Source organism: Microbulbifer mixtoriginis (SeqCode) (assembly GCF_052466715.1).
The window spans coordinates 2,373,015-2,392,813 of record NZ_CP174288.1; the positions used below are offsets into that span (position 1 = coordinate 2,373,015).

The 19,799-nt window shown below is 52.3% G+C and carries 14 protein-coding genes; 5 read left to right on the forward strand and 9 right to left on the reverse strand.

Annotated features, from left to right (window positions below; translation table 11 throughout):
• Positions 1 to 2 precede the first annotated feature (2 nt).
• Positions 3 to 2,168, forward strand: a complete 2,166-nt coding sequence (gene pta, locus ACJJH9_RS10455) for a phosphate acetyltransferase (RefSeq protein ID WP_444925192.1) — start codon at positions 3 to 5, stop codon at positions 2,166 to 2,168.
• Between the two features lie 7 nt (positions 2,169 to 2,175).
• Here pta and ACJJH9_RS10460 read toward each other — a convergent pair whose 3' ends face one another.
• Together ACJJH9_RS10460 and ACJJH9_RS10465 are read right to left on the reverse strand one after the other, a co-directional pair.
• On the reverse strand, positions 2,176 to 4,380 hold the full coding sequence (locus ACJJH9_RS10460) for an acetyl-CoA hydrolase/transferase C-terminal domain-containing protein (RefSeq protein WP_444925193.1): 2,205 nt from the start codon (positions 4,378 to 4,380) through the stop codon (positions 2,176 to 2,178).
• Between the two features lie 24 nt (positions 4,381 to 4,404).
• Positions 4,405 to 6,639: an acyl-CoA dehydrogenase gene (locus ACJJH9_RS10465; protein WP_444884705.1), complete on the reverse strand. Its 2,235-nt coding sequence runs from the start codon at positions 6,637 to 6,639 to the stop codon at positions 4,405 to 4,407.
• Positions 6,640 to 6,999: 360 nt separating this feature from the next.
• Between ACJJH9_RS10465 and ACJJH9_RS10470 the strand changes: the two genes are divergently transcribed.
• Positions 7,000 to 8,436, forward strand: a complete 1,437-nt coding sequence (locus tag ACJJH9_RS10470; RefSeq protein WP_444925194.1) for a di-heme oxidoredictase family protein — start codon at positions 7,000 to 7,002, stop codon at positions 8,434 to 8,436.
• Positions 8,437 to 8,532: 96 nt separating this feature from the next.
• On the opposite strand, the gene rraA is transcribed toward ACJJH9_RS10470, so the two are convergent.
• The 3 genes from rraA to ppsA all read right to left on the reverse strand — a co-directional run bounded on the left by rraA (position 8,533) and on the right by ppsA (position 12,517).
• Positions 8,533 to 9,012, reverse strand: coding sequence for a ribonuclease E activity regulator RraA (rraA, locus tag ACJJH9_RS10475; RefSeq protein WP_444925195.1), 480 nt, complete (start codon positions 9,010 to 9,012; stop codon positions 8,533 to 8,535).
• Positions 9,013 to 9,153: 141 nt separating this feature from the next.
• Positions 9,154 to 9,723, reverse strand: a complete 570-nt coding sequence (locus tag ACJJH9_RS10480; protein WP_252081811.1) for a L,D-transpeptidase — start codon at positions 9,721 to 9,723, stop codon at positions 9,154 to 9,156.
• Between the two features lie 430 nt (positions 9,724 to 10,153).
• On the reverse strand, positions 10,154 to 12,517 hold the full coding sequence (gene ppsA, locus ACJJH9_RS10485; RefSeq protein ID WP_444904912.1) for a phosphoenolpyruvate synthase: 2,364 nt from the start codon (positions 12,515 to 12,517) through the stop codon (positions 10,154 to 10,156).
• 196 nt (positions 12,518 to 12,713) lie between these two features.
• Between ppsA and ppsR the strand changes: the two genes are divergently transcribed.
• From ppsR to ACJJH9_RS10500, 3 genes are all read left to right on the forward strand, one after another.
• Entirely contained in the window at positions 12,714 to 13,541 is an 828-nt protein-coding gene (gene ppsR, locus ACJJH9_RS10490; RefSeq protein WP_252081813.1) for a phosphoenolpyruvate synthetase regulatory kinase/phosphorylase PpsR, read from the forward strand.
• Between the two features lie 84 nt (positions 13,542 to 13,625).
• Positions 13,626 to 14,957, forward strand: coding sequence for an aminodeoxychorismate synthase component I (gene pabB / locus ACJJH9_RS10495; RefSeq protein ID WP_444922712.1), 1,332 nt, complete (start codon positions 13,626 to 13,628; stop codon positions 14,955 to 14,957).
• A 168-nt stretch (positions 14,958 to 15,125) separates the two neighbouring features.
• Complete coding sequence (locus tag ACJJH9_RS10500; protein ID WP_444890165.1) at positions 15,126 to 15,422, forward strand: hypothetical protein; 297 nt, start codon at positions 15,126 to 15,128, stop codon at positions 15,420 to 15,422.
• Positions 15,423 to 15,449: 27 nt separating this feature from the next.
• Here ACJJH9_RS10500 and cysB read toward each other — a convergent pair whose 3' ends face one another.
• The 4 genes from cysB to ACJJH9_RS10520 all read right to left on the reverse strand — a co-directional run bounded on the left by cysB (position 15,450) and on the right by ACJJH9_RS10520 (position 19,599).
• Positions 15,450 to 16,421, reverse strand: a complete 972-nt coding sequence (gene cysB / locus ACJJH9_RS10505) for an HTH-type transcriptional regulator CysB (protein ID WP_444886350.1) — start codon at positions 16,419 to 16,421, stop codon at positions 15,450 to 15,452.
• A 209-nt stretch (positions 16,422 to 16,630) separates the two neighbouring features.
• Positions 16,631 to 17,542, reverse strand: coding sequence for a 5'-nucleotidase (locus ACJJH9_RS10510; protein ID WP_444886351.1), 912 nt, complete (start codon positions 17,540 to 17,542; stop codon positions 16,631 to 16,633).
• A complete protein-coding gene (locus ACJJH9_RS10515) occupies positions 17,542 to 18,222 on the reverse strand; it encodes a TetR/AcrR family transcriptional regulator (protein WP_444922713.1) in 681 nt (226 codons plus the stop codon). The genes ACJJH9_RS10510 and ACJJH9_RS10515 overlap by 1 nt, the downstream gene beginning before the upstream one ends.
• A gap of 87 nt (positions 18,223 to 18,309) precedes the next feature.
• Positions 18,310 to 19,599 carry an NAD(P)/FAD-dependent oxidoreductase gene (locus tag ACJJH9_RS10520; protein WP_444922714.1) on the reverse strand — a complete coding sequence of 430 codons (1,290 nt, stop codon included), beginning with the start codon at positions 19,597 to 19,599 and terminating at the stop codon, positions 18,310 to 18,312.
• Between the last annotated feature and the right edge of the window lie 200 nt (positions 19,600 to 19,799).

Below are 19,799 nucleotides of genomic sequence, written 5' to 3' on the forward strand. Positions count from 1 at the left end.
ACATGCCCCACAACGCGCGCGCCCTAATGCTGATTCCGCTGGATGTGGGTGTGGGTATTACATCGGTAAGCCTGGGCTTAATACGGGCACTTGAACGCAACCGCGTAGAAACCCAGTTTTTCAAACCTGTCAGCGAAGCGCCTTCCCGCGACGGCGCCATCGAGAGAACCACAGAGATATTGCGGCAGACTACCAAGCTGGACATTCCCCGTTCAATCAGCGCACAAGAAGCTGAAACTATGATCTCCGCAGGTGGTACCACGGAGCTACTGGAGAAAATTTTGGCCCGCTACCGCAGCAGCGTTCAAACTGCGGACGTAATAGTCGTAGAGGGACTTTTACCTGGAAGGCAGAATCAATTTTCTGACCAATTGAACTGCCAGATGGCAAAAACCCTGGATGCGGAAGTGGTGTTGGTTGCCAGCCTGCACACAGGTGATATTCGTCAGCTTACAGAGCGTCTGCAGTATGCGATGCAACCGTTTGGTGAGGGCCCATCCAACCCAGTGGTAGGCTGCATTATCAATAAGCTGGATGCCCCTCCCCGCATAACCGACCCACCTGGCGGCCACTTTATCTCGGTGGGCGCTCAACAGGAGCCCTGTACCAAAGCTGTCAACCGAAAGGATCTGTATCGTAAAATTCCTTTACGCATCGTTGGCACCATCCCCTGGAATGCGCAGCTGCTGGCCCCCCGGGCGCTGGATCTGGCCCGGCATTTCAATGCACAACTGATCAATCGCGGAGAACTAGAGAGCCGCCGTTTGCGCAGCGTAACCTTCTGCTCGCGATCCCTAGCCAATATGCTGCATCGCTTTAATTCAGGTGCCCTACTGGTCACTTCAGCTGACAGGCCCGATGTCATGGTAGGAGCCAGCCTGGCAGCAATGAACGGTGTAAAAATTGGCTGCTTGCTGCTGACTGGGGGCTACCGACTGGATCGCGGGGTACACAAACTTTGCACACCGGCCATGGAGACTGGACTGCCGGTAATGTTAGTTAGCTCCAACACCTGGCATACCGTGATGGAGTTACAAACCTTTAACCTGCGCACCCCCGCAGATGACCGCGAGCGAGTAAACCGGGTACAGGATTTTTTTGCCAGCCACTTGGATAGAAACTGGGTGCAATCCCTAAGCCAGGTTTCCCAGCGACCGCGGCGGATGTCACCCCCAGCATTTCGCTACCACCTAACAGAAATGGCCCGCCGGGTACTAAAACGCATTGTGCTTCCAGAGGGGGAAGAACCCCGCACTATACGCGCAGCTCTGGCCTGTGCAGAACGAGAAATTGCACAACCGATACTGCTGGGGAGACCAGGATCTATCCAGCGAATCGCCGAGCAACAGGGCCTCAGGCTCAGTAAAAAAGTAGAAATCATCAAGCCTGAAGATGTCAGGGAAGAGTATGTAGAGCCCATGGTAGCTCTTCGTAAAAATAAAGGCCTCACTCAGGTGGTCGCGAAAGAACAGCTGCAAGACAATGTCGTTTTGGGCACTATGATGCTGGCCCTAGACCGAGTGGACGGCCTGGTTTCAGGCGCTATTCACACTACCGCCAATACCATCCGCCCCGCCCTGCAATTGATCAAGAGCGCTCCAGGTGAAGAGCTTGTCTCCTCAATTTTCTTTATGCTTCTACCCGAGCAGGTACTGGTATACGGAGACTGCGCCATCAACCCGGACCCCAACGCCAACCAATTGGCTGCGATCGCCATCCAGTCGGCAGACTCCGCAGCGGCTTTTGGGATAGAACCCCGAGTAGCAATGATCAGTTACTCCACCGGCACCTCAGGAACCGGCTTAGACGTAGACAAAGTGCGTGAAGCTACACAAATCGCCAAGCAGAGAAGGCCCAAGCTGATTATTGATGGACCACTGCAATACGATGCGGCGCTGATAAAAAATGTGGCTGAGCAGAAAGCGCCACAGAGCCCAGTCGCGGGCCGCGCCACCGTATTTATTTTCCCTGATTTAAACACCGGCAACACCACATATAAAGCAGTACAGCGCAGTGCGGACTTAGTCAGTATTGGGCCTATGTTGCAGGGGCTACGCAAACCAGTGAATGATCTTTCCCGCGGTGCCCTGGTGGACGATATTGTCTACACCATTGCACTTACCGCTATTCAGGCCCAGCAACATCAACCACATATAACTAAAAAATAACTGGCCTCTATCCACAGAGGGGACGGCGAGGGTCAATATATTCATGCAGTGCGGCGGCAATAACATAGGCCTCCAGGCGGTGCTCATAGGTATCCGAATGGTCACAACCCATCCGCTCCAGACAGCGATGGATAAACGCGAACTGATCAGAATTGTCCCGCCACACTCTGCGCCCCTTGATCACCGTTATCAGCATTTTCCACCAGCTGCGGTCAGCCGCTCTCAACTGTTGAAGTGCGACAGCCAGCCATCCCTCTTCATCGGTAAAGTCCGTACCCAGCGGATAGTAAGGCAACATGGCGAGGGACTTTTCATCGGAAAAGACCTCGGCAATATGCTCCGGGGTATTTCGATTAAACTCTGCCGGAATAGTGAAGTCCTTTTCAATTTTGCCTGCATATTTGGCCTGTTCCAGCAACACTGCCTGAAATCGTGTATCGCAAATACTGAGCATGGAAACCATCACGTCCCGATCTGTTTTACCCCGCAGGTCCACCGCGCCGTATTCAGTTACTACAATATCTCGCAAGTGCCGAGGTATAGTCGTGTGGGGGTATTCCCAGACAATATTACTTTCACAAATTCCGTCGCGAACACGCGTGCTCGGCAGAGCAATAATGGAGCGGGCCCCAGGCAGTGCAAACGCCTGGGCAACAAAATTGTATTGCCCTCCAACACCACTAACTACCTGATTATCCATTAAAGCATCAGAAATAACGGCCCCGCCCAATGTCACCATCATGGCTGAATTTACAAAACGTGCGTGTTTGCGCTGGACTTGCTTCAGCATTTGTTGGCCGCGCAGATCGTTGGTGAAATCGATAGAAGTCATATCGATACCGGCCCGCTCAATGGGGGCTAGATCCCGTAACTCTCGATACATCACCTCAGGGCCAAGGTAAAATCCACCGTGCAACCAAATACCGCCTTTAAGTTTGTTGTTCAAACAACTGCCTATCAATCGTCGACGGCCGTGCTCACTGTGCAGGTCACACTCCTCCTCTTCGCCATCGGGTGTTAACAACTTGTGGCCGCGCCAACTGTAACTTGGATCCACAATACCAAAACGCTGCAAAAACGCCGTGTCATCAGGGGTTAATGGACAGTGGATACGCCCTCTCTTTTTCAGAGCAAGCAGAGTCTCTTCGTTCACTGTATGGGTGATCGCATCCGAGTCCAGCAACTCCTGCAGTGCCGCATCAGCAAACACTTCACGAATTAAAACCCCCGCCTTACGCAGATGTAAAAAGCCATGGGGAACCATTTCACTGGCACCATATAGTCCCTGTTGAAAGGGCATCTTTTGTAGGCGGAGGTTTTTTCGGTATGCGGATGACTCCGAATCGGCTAACTCATCCAGCAGGCGAGTGAAGAGCGGATTCTCTTTGTGACGCAAGCGCAAGGCATGACACACCGCATCGCCGAGCGCCCCGATACCCACTTGTAAAGTACCACCATCAGCGATCAGGCTGGCAATATGAAAACCAATAGCGTATTCGGTAAAACTCACCGGCATTGCAGGAGCGGCAAACAATGGGGTATTGAACTGGTCACCTTCTAGCAAAAAATCGAAAGCGCCTGCCGCAAGCTCACTACTGCCCGGCATATAAGGTAATTGATGATTTACCTCTCCCAGTAAAAAAAGCGATTGCCCTTTGCGATCGGAGGCCAGCTTTAAAAGTGGCAGGGTCAGATCCGGATTACAGCTCAAACTGTATTTGCCACCCGCCGGTGAAGGGGAGACCATTTGCGCTATCACATTGATCCCATTGCGCAAGAGATCTTCGGGCACCTCGGTATAATTAGTACTGACATAATGTTGCTGAGCGTAGCGATTACCCAGCAAAGCACCGGGCTCCATAAAAAACTCTATCACTTCAATATTATTGGGAAGCTGCCCTTGCCTCCTTGCCGTCACATAACCAAGATCCTGATAGTGACTGTAAAGACGATCCAGTAAAGGCTGTACAAAACGGCGCGTGATATCACTGTCCCCCCTGGGTCGCTCAAGGGTCAGGGCGGTATAAATGGTCAGAGAAATAGAAGGATCTGCAGCGGCACGCGCGTAGAGGGCATTGGCAAAGTGATTGGCTTTTCCCAATCCAAGGGGTAACCCCAGCACAATCTTTTTACCGACCCTGCGTAACAGAGCATCGATACACTCCTCGGCGCCGGTAAACCGCTGGGGAACATTATCAGGAGAAACTTCCATGGAAATCAGGCTTTTCTCACAAGGCTATTGGATTTTTCCCACCACCCTGGCCAAATGATCAAAGTGGTCGACCTGGATAGCCTTATCCACTGCATCAGCTGCGTCACGAAGAGCATCCGCTTCTTCATCACTAATGAGATTACGTTGCAACCCCTCTTCCACCGACTCGCGACTTAGGGTGCGAATACCCCCCTTTTTTAACTTCTCTCGTGCACGCTCAGAGGCACATACCTTGTTGAAGGCCTGCTCGACAATTTCAACTCCATCGCCAGGATTGCCAAGGAAAACACCACGGGTCAAACGGTCTCGGGTTTTGGAGGGACTCAACAGCAACTCGGCACATGCTCGCGCCTGTCGATCTGAAGCAGTATGGATACTATGCCCCCAGGGCATAGTCAGAAAATGCATCAACTGTCCAAAAAATGGGCGCGGGAAATTCTGAAAAACTTCCAGCAACTGAACTTCGATTTTATGCAAACCATCACGCATGGCGAATTCCAGCAACGGTAAATCATCTTTGGGATTGCCATCATCATAGAAACGCTTGAGAGTACAGCTCAACAGATAAAGCTGGCTAAGCACATCGCCGAGCCGGGAGGATATCAGCTCTTTTCTTTTTAACTCACCGCCCAAGGTGATCAGCGAGACCTCTGTCACCAGTGTCAGCACAGCCGAGTAGCGATTGATCTGACGAAAATACTTGGCCGCGCCTCCAACATTACGAGGGCTGCTGGCAAAGAGCCCCACGGTCCAACCGTGAAATACTCCTCGCAATAGTGTCTTGAACTGGAACCACATATGCTTGGGGAGTAAATGATCCAGTTGCTCCAGCCCCTCCTCTTCATCGGGATTTTCAGCAGCGAGCATTTCATCAAGTATGTAGGGGTGGCAGCGAATAGCCCCCTGACCAAAGATCATTAAGCTGCGGGTCAATAAATTGGCCCCTTCTACCGTTATCGCCACGGGTACCGCACGATAGGCATTACCCAGGTAATTCAGTGGGCCATCCATGATGGCTTTACCGGCATGAATATCCATGGCGTCATCAATAGCCTGGCGCAGCCCCCCCGTTGCATTGGCTTTCATAATTGCGGTGATTACCGCCGGCTTAAGTCCATCATCCAATGCCCTGGTGGTTGTCTTATGGGCGCTATCTAGCACGAAAGCGATAGCGGCGATCTCCGCCAGCCGACTTTGGACCCCTTCAAAACGCCCTACAGGAATATTGAATTGCTCGCGGATACGCGCATAGGCACCAGTGGTCCTCGCCGCCATCTTGGCACCGCCCGTAGAGAGCGAGGGAAGCGAGATGCCACGCCCGGCAGCCAGGGCACTCATCAACATTTCCCAGCCTTTGCCGACATTCTCCTGACCTCCAATAATCCACTCCATAGGGATAAAGACATCTTTTCCCCAGTTGGGACCATTTTGGAAGGCCTGCATCGCCGGGAGATGGCGTTGACCAATAGTTACGCCTTCTGTATCAGTAGGTACCAGTGCCACGGTAATTCCCAGCTCCTCTTTATCGCCGAGAATATGCTCCGGGTCGTACAACTTAAAGGCGAGCCCCAAGACCGTGGCAATAGGCCCCAGGGTGATATACCGCTTGTGCCAGTTGACACGCATCCCCAAGACCTTTTCCCCCTGATGATCACCGTAACAGACCTCTCCGCGGTCAATCATGGATGCCGCATCGGAGCCCGCCTGGGGGCTGGTGAGGCCGAAACAGGGAATATCCGTGCCATCGGCAAGCCGGGGCAAGTAATAATCTTTTTGCTCCTGGGTGCCATGAGCGAGCAGCAATTCTCCCGGCCCGAGGGAGTTGGGCACCATCACAGTGACGCCGACGGTGTTACTCCGCGTAGAAATTTTGGTGACTATTTCTGCATGCGCAGTAGGGGAAAAGCCGAGACCACCATATTTTTTGGGAATGATGATGCCGAAGAAACGATTTTTGCGTAGAAACTCCCAAACATGCTCTGGGATATCGTGATCAACAAAACTGATCTGCCAATCATTGATCATTTTGCAGAGCTCTTCGGCAGGCCCATCGAGAAAAGCCTGTTCCTCCTCATTCAGCTCCGGCGGTCCCATATCGAGTAGTTGCTTCCAGTCCGGTTTACCGGAGAGTAGCTGAGCATCCCACCAAACTTCTCCGGCCTCCATTGCCTCCCGTTCCGTTTGAGATATTGGCGGTAAAATCCTCTTTATGATGTTCAATAGGGGTTTGGTAAAGAATTTCTTGCGCAACTCGCTCATTTTTACCTTCCGCAGTATCCCTAGCGGTGCACTACCCCGCCAATTACCACTAGCCATGGTGCTATTTCAAAAAATAATGATAGGCAACGAATGCGGTTGAAGAGTTTCAGTAAGATCCCTTCCCAAATTGAAAACTCACAAGCAGTCACTCAGTACTCCTGACACAACATTTTGTGCGGGGAGAGCCCCCTGGTAACTAGACGCCCAAGAGAACCTGAAATTTATACATCAATAAGATGTATGAAGCGCCAGTTGTCGCGATATCCCTGGGAAATACTACCTATATTTAGAGAGATGGAATGGACGCCGCAAATGAAGCTCTGGATCAGTTGATAGAAAGCATTGAATTAGGATGCTCGTATGAAGCAGACTCTTGTGAACTCGCTTGCCGGTGTCGGACTTTTAACCCCCAGCCTGCTCTTCGCCAATCTGGTGGGAGAAGGCCCCCGGCTGGCCCCGGAAGATAGAATTACCCAGGGACAAATTGTTGAAGGTGAACTGAGCCTGGATGAAATTCGCCAGGCCGGGATGCTCATTTTCAGCACCCCCTTTAATCGCTACGATGGCTACGGGGATGGTGCACACGATGAATCCCAGCCTGATAACCACTCCGCGGATGGCGGGAACCGACCGACATTACAGGGCAATGGTACCTTCCTGCGAGTCAATGGACTCGACTCCCAGAACTGCCTGGAATGTCACAGTATCGTCAGCAATAGAACTGTGCCGGCCACCATGGGTATTGGCGGCGGTGGCGGTTTTAGTACCAGCGCAATGCTGCGTCCAGTAAATATTGATGTCATTGACGAGAGCTTCGATGGGACTGCGGAATACGATGGCCGCCTAATCAACCCCCTATTCTTATTTGGCTCTGGAGGGATTGAACTAGTCGCCAGAGAAATGACCGCTGACCTTCAGCGCCTCAAACAATACGCCTTAGACAACCCTGGAACTGTTGTCAGTCTGGATACTAAATCCGTTAATTTTGGCAGTATTCTTGTCGATGAAGATGGCAACCTGGACACCAGCAATGTGGAAGGCGTCGATGCAGACCTTGTGGTACGCCCGTTTGGCAGGAAAGGCGATAATGCCTCAGCCCGTGAATTCTCCTTGAACGCCCTTTCTTTCCACATGGGGATGCAGGCAACAGAAAAGTTTGGCGGGGCAGAAGCCGACGAAGACAATGACGGCGTGACCAACGAAATTTCTGTCGGTGACCTATCCGCGATCAGTATTTTCATTGCCACCCTGGACCGCCCCTTCCAAATAGAATCCGGCAAAAATAACCGGGGTCGCAAATTGTTCCACGAGGTAGGCTGTGCCGACTGCCATCGTCCCGTAATGACCACTGAGCGGAGGACCTTGCCCTTTAAGCTAACGGGCTCCCCGGAGGCACCATTTGAAGATACTTTCTATCACGTGGATCTAAGCAAGCCCCCCACAGTTTTTAAATCCATTTTTGGAGCGGGAATTGAGGTCGAAATGTTCTCTGATCTCAAGCGCTATGACATGGGCATAGCCTTAGCTGAAACCGCCTTTTTCCAGGATGAGGTGCAAAACAGGGAATTTATCACCGCACGTCTTTGGGGAGTTGCTGACACAGCGCCCTATATGCACGATGGGCGCGCACTCACCTTGGTAGAAGCCATCTTGTTACACGATAATCCTGGAAGTGATGCCGGCTACGCCGCAGAAAACTTCCAAAATCTGAGTGACGAAGACAAGAACAAGATCCTTTATTTTCTGATGTCTCTGCGCATGCCCAAGGATCCAGTTTCAGATTTACACAATCGATAGGCAGCTCTTTATGAACGATGCCCGCGGCAACAAAGTTGCCAGCGGGCATTTTTATCTGCAAGCTTTTGTGAAAGCTGTGTAATTGAAAAGTGGGGTTCACACTAGTGCTTCTTGCGCAACAATGATTCCGTTGTTATCCCCATACAGATATTCTCCAGGTCGAAAAGTCACCCCTCCAAAAGTCACTGCCAGATCCCGCTCACCAATACCTTTTTTCTCCGTTTTCATTGGGTGTGTACCCAGGGCCTGAACGCCTAAATCTAGCGCTCCAATCTGGTCAACATCGCGGATGCAGCCATACATCACTATGCCTTCCCAGCCATTGGCTACCGCTTTATCGGCGAGCATATCGCCAAGACAAGCGCGACGCATTGAACCACCCGCATCGACTACCAGAACCTTTCCTTGTCCCGGCTCCGCCACTAACTCCCGCACCAGCGAGTTATCCTCAAAACACTTAATAGTTACGATTTGACCGCCAAAGCTCTCACGGCCTCCGTAATTAATAAACATCGGCTCAACCACTTGCACTGCATCACCGTGGTCATCACACAAATCGGGGGTAGAAATTGGCATAAGTCCTCTCGCAATCATTCCGTAAAAAATGATGATAGCGATAGTGTCACTCTGGTGGCAGGCTGACAAAAAAATACCGGGTATCATCCCTATAGATAATACCCGGCCAAGGCTTCGCTGCTACAAAATCGTTTTCATGTTTTAGTGCGTAACCCGCACCGGAGTACCTACACGTACATGGCGATAAAACTTTCTAGCCATGTGCGGAGGCATACGCACACAACCATGCGAGGCAGGGTGTCTGGGCACATGGCCAGAAGCATGCAGACCGATCCCGCCGTTGAAGCGAATATAGTTATTCATTTTTGCACCACGATACACAGTACCGGCGGGGCGACGATGTTTACGGGTATTTACATTGGACCTCACCACCCGTCCTGTGCGCCTATCTACATAACTACCGTAGATCGAAGAGCGATGATGCGGGTGCTTGGACAATACACGGAAGTGTCCTGGCCGCGTACTATAACCCCGCTTACCGGAGGAAATTCTGGATACCCCGACCAACTTGCCGCCTTTGTAGAGGTAAGCGCGCTGTTCACTCAAGTCAATCCTGATTGAGGCGCCTCCTCCCCTAGCCGCAGCGCGATCATCAAACCAGTTACCACCGCGGGGCTTTGCCATTGCAGGGGGAACGGCGATTAGTGCCAAGAGGCACAACATCAGAAAAATATGCAATATTGGGATCTGTAACTGTCTGCTCGTATGCATAGCTCACCTCAACAACTTTCTCTGCTCTGCCAAAGTGGGCGGAAAGGAAAACAGCCCAACCGATACCACTCAAACTTCTACACCGGAGGATTTACCCCTGCAGGTGAATCAGCACCAAAGCAAATTGCGCTCAGTTTTTCTATCCACGCTCTGCCTCAGGACTCTTCCGATTTTATTGAGGCTGGTGGTAAGCCTTAGAATGAATTCTTATCTCTGAAGGCAAGCCATAGAGTTTTGAATTTTTTCGGTAGCGTGTGATCTGCAAATCTCACACAGAAATAGCAGGATAAATTCCGAAGTTATCGAGAGAAGCGGCAACAGAAGTCTAATTTTGGGGCAAACACGCAATGGATTCGGGGAAAAAAACCAAAGTCGCAGGAGAGGCGCTTAGATAGGAAAAGCGGCCCCAAAGGGCCGCTTTGAAAGGATATTAGGCTTCTTCGTTAGCTAGGAATAGCCAGGTATCTACAGCGGTATCCGGGTTCAGGGAAACACTGTCGATTCCCTCATCCATCAACCAGCGGGCGAAGTCTTTGTGGTCAGAAGGTCCCTGACCGCAGATGCCTACATATTTACCGGCTTTTTTGCAGGCCTGGATGGCGCGGGACAGCAGAGCCTTCACTGCCGGGTTACGCTCGTCGAACAGGTCGGCCACCAGGCCGGAATCCCGATCCAGACCCAGGGTAAGCTGGGTCAGGTCATTAGAGCCGATTGAGAAGCCATCAAAATGCTGCAGGAACTCTTCTGCCAGCAGGGCATTGGACGGCAGTTCGCACATCATAATGACCTTGAGACCAGCCTCTCCGCGGCGCAGACCGTTCTCAGCGAGCAGACCGACAACCTCTTCTGCCTCTTCCGGAGTTCGCACGAAGGGTACCATGATCTCCACATTGGTCAGCCCCATCTCGTCACGTACTTTCTTCAGTGCACGACATTCCAGGGCGAAACACTGACGGAAATCTTCAGAGCGATAGCGAGCCGCACCACGGAAGCCAAGCATCGGGTTCTCTTCGCTGGGTTCGTACAATTGGCCACCAACCAGGTGTGCGTATTCGTTGGACTTAAAGTCTGATAAACGCACGATTACACGATTAGGTGCAAAGGCCGCGGCTAGGGTAGCGATACCTTCTACCAGTTTCTCAACAATAAAGTCTTCCGGGGAGGCGTAGCCGCCGATGCGCTCACGGATATTCTGTTGCAGGTCATCCGGGAGGCTATCCAGCTCAAGCAGAGCTTTCGGGTGAATCCCAATCATGCGATTCAGGATAAATTCCAAGCGCGCCAGGCCAACCCCCTGATTGGGCAGGTGGCTAAAGGCAAAAGCGCGATCTGGATTGCCCACATTGAGCATGATTTTGAAAGGCAGGTCCGGCATTTCGGAAACTTCAGTTTCTTCACGCTGGAAGTCCAGCTCGCCGGACATTACGAAGCCGGTATCGCCTTCGGCACAAGAGACGGTGACGGGAGTACCGTCTTCCAATAACTCGGTGGCGTTTCCACAGCCAACCACTGCGGGAATCCCCAGCTCACGGGCAATAATCGCCGCGTGACAAGTACGGCCGCCGCGGTTGGTAACAATTGCGCTGGCCTTTTTCAACACCGGTTCCCAATCCGGGTCGGTCATATCGGTCACCAGGACCTCACCGTCCTGCATAGCTGCCATATCTTCGACGGACTTCAGCTTGCGAACGCGGCCGGCACCGATGCGCTGACCAATCGCGCGCCCCTCACACAGTACTTCACCGCGCTCCTGCAGGCTGTAACGCTCAATGCTGGTACCCTGATCGCGGGAGCGCACGGTCTCCGGGCGCGCTTGTACGATAAATAGCTTGCCAGTATCACCGTCTTTGGCCCACTCGATATCCATCGGACGACCGTAGTGCTCCTCAATTTTACGGGCCTGAATTGCCAGGCTGGTCAGCTCTTCATCATTGAGAGCAAAACGCTGGCGATCTTCTTCTGCAACCTCAACGGTTTTTACTGAGCGCCCGCAATCGCCGCTTTCGTCGTAAACCATTTTGATGGCTTTACTACCGCGATTGCGACGCAGGATAGCTGGGCGCCCGGCATCCAAAGCCGGCTTGTAGAGATAGAACTCGTCAGGATTCACAGCACCCTGTACAACAGTCTCACCCAGACCAAAGGCCGCAGTGATAAAGATCACATCACGGAATCCACTCTCAGTATCCAAGGTAAACATTACACCGGCAGCGCCAGTCTCACTGCGCACCATGTGCTGAATACCAGCCGACAAAGCTACACCTACATCCGCGTAACCTGTATGTACGCGGTAGGCGATGGCACGGTCGTTATAGAGAGAGGCAAATACTTCTTTAACCGCAATCAGAACCGCATCAATACCGCGGATATTCAGGAAGGTCTCCTGCTGGCCTGCGAAAGAAGCATCCGGTAAATCTTCAGCAGTCGCGGAGGAACGCACAGCAACAGCTGTTTCACCACCACCCAAAGCTTCATAACCATCGCGGATCTCTTTTTCCAGCTGTGCAGGAAATGGAGTCTGTATGATCCAATTGCGAATTTCATCGCCGGCTTTGGCTAACTCAGTAACATCACCGACATCGAGTCCTTTCAGCCGCTCGGCGATACGCTGCTCTAACTGCTCATGGGCGAGGAAAGCCCGAAAAGCCTCCGCTGTGGTCGCAAAGCCGCCCGGTACACTCACACCAGCGCCGGCCAGAGATGAAATCATCTCGCCGAGCGATGCGTTTTTACCGCCGACTTTGTCGACATCATCCATTCCCAGTTTTGCAAAGTCGATGGTGAAATTCGTCAAGTGAAGGCCCTCTGAAATCAGGTTTGTTGGGCGCTGATTATAAGGATGAGTCTTGTAAAAAATAGCCCAGGAAAAACGGTCAATATGTTGTAAATTTTCTACAAGCTTGCTTAGCTCTCAGAAAATAAGACCTTTAAGCCCACCACCTCTATACTAGCGGCCACTAAAATGTCCCGCCAACAGACAGAGACGCAGCATGGCAAAAGACAAACGCACCGCTTTTTTTATTTCCGACGGAACCGGCCTCACTGTAGAGGGCATTGGCCACAGCCTATTAGCACAGTTTCAAGACCAGCATGTCGAACAGGTGACTCTGCCTTATATTGACTCTACCGAAAAGGTCCAGCAAGCTCTCCAGCGTATAGAGAGCGCTGCCCAGGAATCCGGTCTGCAGCCCATCATTATTACCAGCATCGTTTCTGACCAGATTCGCGATCAATTGCACCAAAGCCCCGCTTTAATGCTGGATATCTTCGAAAATTACCTGACACCTCTGGCCAATTTATTTGGGCGCGATCCTGCACAGACCGTTAATGTCTCCCACGGCATTGCCGATAATCGCCGCTATAGCGAACGCATTGATGCGGTGCACTTTGCTATCGATAACGACGACGGGCGCCGCATCAGTGAATTTGAGCAAGCGGATGTCATATTGCTCGGCGTCTCCCGCTCCGGCAAAACCCCCACCTGCCTATATTTGGCCTTGCAATTTGGACTGCGCGCGGCCAACTACCCCATCACCGAAGAGGATATGGACTCCACCACCCTGCCCAAGATTCTGCGCCCCTTCCAGCGCAAACTCTTCGGTCTCACCATAGATCCCAAACGTTTGATGCAGATTCGACAGGAAAGACGCGCCAATAGCCGCTACGCTTCTATAGGGCAGTGCGAATTTGAGGTGCGCCAAGTCGAACAGATGCTAAGGCGGGCGCAAGTGCCCTTCCTCAATGCCACCCAGCTATCTGTGGAGGAGCTCGCTACGCGCCTGATGTCCCAGGCCGGCATCGAGCGAAGAATTGACTAAGGGATGACCAAAAAGCCAGGCGCCCTTTTCACGCCGCGACAAAGTGTGTAGTGTGCGCCGTCTTCCAGACTGCCGTGTTTTTATATGCAAATAGTCTCCCTGCCCTATTCACTCAATTCTGCAGCGGCCTTCAAGGCAATTGCGGATCTACCTGTGCCGGTATGGCTCGATAGCGGCCGACCTCTCAGCAGCGGAGGTCGCTACGATATTATCAGTGCCGACCCTCTTAACGCGCTGGAACTGGCAGCAGATAGCAGCGAGCCTTTCACTCGGGTAGATGACCTAAGTCGTGAGCTGTGCCCACAGGAGCGGGACTCACAACTGCCATTTTGCGGTGGAATCATCGGTTTTGCCGGTTATGAACTGGGCACCGGTGGTAACTTTTTGCCGGCGGATACCCGACCTACGGACCTACCGGCAGGCTTTTTTGGGCTCTATAGCTGGGCTTTTATTGCAGATCACCAGCTGGGCTCCTGCCATCTGGTTTTTCATCCTGCCTGCCCAGCCAGGCAGGTACAAGAGCTAATCGATCGTTTTAAATCGGTGCACTGGGAGCGAGAGCAGGATCCCGAGGGGTTTCGCCTTTTAGCACCATTTGCCCACGAACTCAGTGTTTCTGACTATGAGGAGCGCATTGCGCGAATCCTCGAATATATCGCAGCGGGAGATGTCTACCAGGCAAACTTTACCCAACGCTTCAGCGCCCCCTACGAGGGCGATCTCTTTGGTGCCTACCTGGCATTGCGTCGACGCGTGGCAGGGCCATTTTCAGCATTTATGGAAATGCCCCAGGGCAGTTTGCTGAGCCTATCGCCAGAGCGCTTTATTCGTGCCGATGGCAGTAGCTTGCGCACCGAGCCCATCAAGGGCACCGCCGCCAGAGTAGCTGATCCGGTAGAGGACCAGCGTGCGGCATTTACCTTGCAGAGAAGCCCTAAAGATCGCGCAGAAAACCTGATGATCGTGGATTTGCTGCGCAACGATTTCAGCAAGTTGTGCCGCAGTGGCAGCGTGAGGGTGCCGGAGCTATTCCAGCTGGCTAGCTTTGCCAATGTTCACCACTTGGTCAGCGTAGTGACAGGAGAGATGCATGAGGACTCAGCTTACAGCGACCTGTTAGCGGCCTGTTTTCCCGGAGGCTCCATCACCGGTGCGCCCAAACGCCGCTCTATGGAGGTCATTCGCGAGCTGGAAGGCAGCCCCAGGGGTATCTATTGCGGCAGCATCGGCTATATCAGTAGCTGCGGCCGCGCCGATACCAACATCGCCATTCGTACCTTTAGCGCCAGCAATGGGCGCATTACCTGTGCTGCCGGTGGAGGCATAGTCGCCGACTCTGACCCGACAGCAGAGTACAAGGAGTGCCTGGCCAAAGTGCGCTTACTTCTTGAAACCGCAGAGCAATTCCTGAATTGATCACCCAGCCCGTCAAAAATCACTGCCTGCCGGGCTTTTCTGTAGTCTTATTACAGCATTTTGGTTATAGAACTATCTAGGATCGATATTTCAAAGTTATTAGGCCATCTGATAGATTCAATGCCAGTAGTGCCAATTTCAGCGCTTAACTGGATCAAGGAATTTATTGTGAAGATCACACTAGTCAAAAAAGTACTCGCCGATGGCTCACCCTGCGCCAAATGCCGGGATGTGCAGGAAAAACTGGAAGTGAACGAACAACTCAAATTTATCGATCAAACTTTGATAGCTGACGTGCGCGACCCGCAAAGTGCCGGGATGCAAATTGCACAGCAATTTAATGTGGATCGAGCGCCATTCTTTGTGGTCGAGCGTGAAGGGCAAGAAGCAGAGATCTATACCGTCTACTTCAAATTTGCCAAGGAAGTTTTACAACCCCTGATCCAACAGGCAGAGGCCTCTTAGCCTCTGCCAGCCAGCTACACCGCAATACTAATAAACCGGCAGCTCTGTATCGGCAAATAGTGCATCTACCTCAGCTCTGGAAGTAGCATGCGCAGCTTGATCCACCAATTCCCGGGTGAGATGCGGAGCAAACTGTTGGATGAAATCATACATAAAGCCTCGCAGGAATATTCCCTTGCGAAAGCCGATCTTGGTAATACTGGGCTCGAACAAATCACTGGCATCCAGAGCAACTAAATCTTCATCCTCACCATCCACCGCCATATCCGCCACTATGCCAATACCGAGGCCCAGGCGCACATAGGTTTTAATAACATCCGCATCCGCGGCGGTAAACACGACCTTAGGCGAAAGCCCTTTCTCCAGGAATGCCTCATCCAATTTTGAGCGGCCGGTAAAGCCAAACACGTAAGTGACGATCGGATACTTTGCAACCTCTTCAAGATTCAGCTTGCTGACATGGCAGAGAGGATGATCTTTAGGCACCAAAATACAACGATTCCAGCGATAAACCGGCATCATCACCAAATCACTGAAAAGCTCTAGTGCCTCGGTAGCAATAGCGAAATCCGCAGTACCATCGGCTGCCATTTCCGAGATTTGCATGGGGGTTCCCTGGTGCATATGCAGCGATACATCAGGGTAACGGGAAATAAACAGCTTGATAACCGGGGGCAGCGCATACCGCGCCTGGGTATGGGTAGTGGCAACCGCCAAGCTGCCCTTCTTGTCATTGCTGAACTCCTGGGCAACCTGCTTGATATTTTCCACTTTGCGCATAATTTCGCCAGCGGTCTTGAGGATCGCCTCCCCCGCTGGCGTCACCCTGGTGAGGTGCTTGCCGCTGCGGGCAAAGATTTCCACCCCCAGCTCATCTTCCAGTAGGCGAATCTGCTTGCTGATGCCCGGCTGGGAGGTATAGAGGCTCTGCGCAGTAGCAGAAACGTTGAGATCGTGATGCGCCACTTCCCAGATATATCGCAACTGCTGCAGCTTCATAAGTCCTCCCTTTAATATCAATCACCCCGCCCCAGGACGAGTGCAACTCTGACATATAAATTGTTAGTTATAAAAAACATCTTGAGTTATGCGAGAAAAGAATAGCAGCCAATCGAAGCCGGGGCCAACGGACAGATGAATATCCGGTGAAGAGCGGCGGGTGTCAATCGACTTTCCAGTATTAATTGGCCCCGAAAGGGCTCAAATACTCAGGCATCACTATTTGCGATATTGGCAATACCGTGCGGCACATGACCTGTAGCCACATGCTCGGCTGCGGAGGCACAGTGCGCCGGCTGGTCATCAAAGAACACATCAGCACCGAATGCCCGCAGAAATTCCCCCTTTGGAAGCCCCCCCAAAAATACCGATTCATCTACCCGGATGTCCCAGGCACGCAACGTACGAATTACCCGCTCATGGGCTGGCGCAGACCTTGCCGTCACCAGGGCGGTGCGTATTGGACAACTCTCTAAACCAAATTCCGCTTGTAATGTTTGCAGAGCCTCAAGAAATCCCTTGAAAGGCCCTCCACCCAGTGGCATCTGTGCAGAGGCACGCTCTGCACGGGTAAAGGCATCCAGCCCATCCCGCTTGAAAATCTGCTCAGCCTCGTCAGAAAAGATTACCGCATCACCATCAAAGGCAAAGCGCAAAACATCGTCGCGCTGCTCGCGGTTACCCCCAGCCACCAAAGTTGCTGCAGCAACCCCCTGATCCAAGGCGCGACGAACATCCAAGCCATCAGTCGAGAGAAACAAATTACAGCCAAATGGACCGATATAGCGATAGGGGCTTTCACCATTGCAAAAGGCAGCCCGGGTAATATCCAGACCATAGTGCTCAATTGAGTTAAACACCCGAAGTCCTGTATCAGCACTGTTACGGGAAAGCAGGATGACCTCGACCCTGGGCTCCCCCTCAAGCTGCTCGTTGATTTTTAGAAATTTCTCTACCAGGTGGAAGGCATCTCCTTTCTGCAAAACATCGTTCTCCCGCTCTACTTGATAGCGCGAGAAAGCTTGCAGGCCCAGCTCCTCGAAAACCTTATGGCTATCATTCAAGTCGAACAGTGCCCGAGAAGAAATCGCGATTACCAGTTTGTCCGGACGCATCGCCATCAGGGCGCCTCCACATCACTGAGCCCCTCGGGACTATTATCGCTTCCTCTGAGGTTCAACAGAGTGAAAAGCATTCGCTGTAAATCTTCACGGGTACGGTAAGCACGCACCTCTGCTTGGTTAACCATCACCAGCAATAGCGCATGGCAGCTTTCCAGTGTGAGCCGACCCAAGCGATTCATTTCATTGGGCGGGCAGGTAAAGCCCAAGCGATGGAACATATCCACCAGGTGCCCGATCACCAGCTCGTCATGGCTCTTATCCAGCTCGTGCAACTCGGGAATTCCCCACATAGCTTGGGCCAATGGCAGCAGCCCTCGCTGCTCACGGTACACAGCTAGAAGGCGCCCAACAAACTCATCAATAAAACTCCCAAGTGTCATATGCTCGAGATCGAGCTCTGCCAGCTCAGCCATGGCCTCACTGATACTAGCGAGCCACTGCTCGCCCATAGCATAGAGAATCGCATGTTTATTGGGGAAATAATGGTAGAGGGAGCCCACTGAAATATCGAGTTTCCGCGCAATTAGGATAGTAGTGAGATCATCGAGCCCGACCTCTTCCAGGAGCCTCCCGGTGACATCGAGTATCTGCCGGGCTCGAGCCCGTGCACGGGCTTGGACCGGCTCGCGGCGAGGGGTTAATTGGCTTTTGCGCTTATGCTGTTCGGTACTGGACAAGATCGGTTTCCTAATGGCAACTCACAGCATCTTAACACCAAAGGAGTCGACAATTTCACCAGCAACAGTCCAGCCACCTCACCTCTTTCAATGCCCAAACCTATCAAGCAAACTGTGGTAAAGCATTCCCAACACCAGGCCCGGCCAACGCAAAAGGGTTCCACCAGGAAAAGTCTCTGTTGGGATCTTCGTCATGATGTCAAAGCGTTCCTCAGTGCCAGCAATTGCTTCAGCGAGGAGTTTTCCCGCAAAGGTTGCAGTAGGCACCCCGTGGCCCGAGTAACCTTGACTGTAATAGATATTGGGCTCCAGGCGCCCCATATGCGGCATGCGATTCATAGTGATCGCCAGAGTGCCGCCCCAGCCATATTCAATTCGGGTCTGCTTTAGCTGCGGATACACCTGCAGCATTTTTTTCCGTACAAACTTGCGTATATCTGCAGGAAAGCTGGCCGTATAATTCTCACCACCACCAAAAATCAGGCGGTTATCTCCCGATAACTTCCAGTAGTTGATAACAAACAGTGTGTCCTGTACTGCATAATCATTGGCGATCAATTTTTGAGCAGCAGGCTCAGACAGAGGTTCAGTGGCCAGAACAAAATTATTGATTGGCATAATTTTGCCAGCCAGCCGCGGCTCCAAGTTTCCGAGATAGCCATTGCAGGCCAATATAACCTTAGCCGCCTTTACCTGCCCCTTGGCTGTTTCGACGGTACAGGAATTCCCTCCCCGGTAGCTAGTCACTCTGCTGTGCTCATAGAGCTCGACCCCAGCTCTGACACAAGCCGCCGCTAACCCAAGCCCATAGTTCAATGGGTGAAGGTGCATGGAGCCACTGTCAATTTGCGCGCCTAAATAACGCCTTGTACCTACAAGGCCACCCACCTCCTGCTCATCGGCATAACGCACACCCGAGTAACCATAACGCTCCTGAAGAAGCTCGGCTTCCTTGCGCAGGTAGTTGTCATGGCTGGGTTTGGCTGCGAGATGCATAATCCCTCGCTTCAGGTCGCAATTAATTTGATGCTTATCAATCAACTGCTCTACCAGCCGCACCGCCTCAAGGCTAAATTGCCAAAACCGCTTGGCAATCTCCACACCGAACATTTCTTCCAAGTCACTTTGGCAGCGCCGTTGCCCAACCCCAACATGTCCACCATTGCGACCAGATGCGCCCCATGCCACACGCTGCGCGTCCAAGACAGACACTTTGTAGCCCCGTTCCGCTAAATGCAACGCTGTGGAGAGCCCGGTATAGCCGGCCCCAATCACACAAACATCCACCTCCCGGACACCATCCAGCTGGGGATAGGAGGTAAGCGGATTGGCACTTGCTGAGTAGTAAGAATCTGTATAACCAGAGGTGGTTTTCATCAATGCAGCCCTTCAAGGCGTTGAGTATGCGGGAGGCTCTGAAATAGTTCGGCCCCGAGAATAGCAAAATGGTAATTCCCTTTTGCCTGCCGTGCCAGGCTTCCCATAACCCCCCACATATATCCGGCAAGTCATTATTTTTGCCTGCACTGGCGGCTACCGCCTATATAAGGGTCAGGCATATACTGGTCAGACATGTA

What these genes read in the sequence shown, in the direction of transcription:
- rraA (WP_444925195.1), bottom strand. Translation starts at nt 9,012, where the DNA reads ATGCCAATTTCTACCCCCGATTTGTGTGATGACCACGGTGATGCAGTG.
- ACJJH9_RS10465 (WP_444884705.1), bottom strand. Translation starts at nt 6,639, where the DNA reads ATGAGCGAGTTGCGCAAGAAATTCTTTACCAAACCCCTATTGAACATC.
- ACJJH9_RS10470 (WP_444925194.1), top strand. Translation starts at nt 7,000, where the DNA reads ATGAAGCAGACTCTTGTGAACTCGCTTGCCGGTGTCGGACTTTTAACC.
- pta (WP_444925192.1), top strand. Translation starts at nt 3, where the DNA reads ATGCCCCACAACGCGCGCGCCCTAATGCTGATTCCGCTGGATGTGGGT.
- ACJJH9_RS10510 (WP_444886351.1), bottom strand. Translation starts at nt 17,542, where the DNA reads ATGGCGATGCGTCCGGACAAACTGGTAATCGCGATTTCTTCTCGGGCA.
- ACJJH9_RS10460 (WP_444925193.1), bottom strand. Translation starts at nt 4,380, where the DNA reads ATGGAAGTTTCTCCTGATAATGTTCCCCAGCGGTTTACCGGCGCCGAG.
- ppsR (WP_252081813.1), top strand. Translation starts at nt 12,714, where the DNA reads ATGGCAAAAGACAAACGCACCGCTTTTTTTATTTCCGACGGAACCGGC.
- ACJJH9_RS10480 (WP_252081811.1), bottom strand. Translation starts at nt 9,723, where the DNA reads ATGCATACGAGCAGACAGTTACAGATCCCAATATTGCATATTTTTCTG.
- cysB (WP_444886350.1), bottom strand. Translation starts at nt 16,421, where the DNA reads ATGAAGCTGCAGCAGTTGCGATATATCTGGGAAGTGGCGCATCACGAT.
- pabB (WP_444922712.1), top strand. Translation starts at nt 13,626, where the DNA reads ATGCAAATAGTCTCCCTGCCCTATTCACTCAATTCTGCAGCGGCCTTC.
- ACJJH9_RS10520 (WP_444922714.1), bottom strand. Translation starts at nt 19,599, where the DNA reads ATGAAAACCACCTCTGGTTATACAGATTCTTACTACTCAGCAAGTGCC.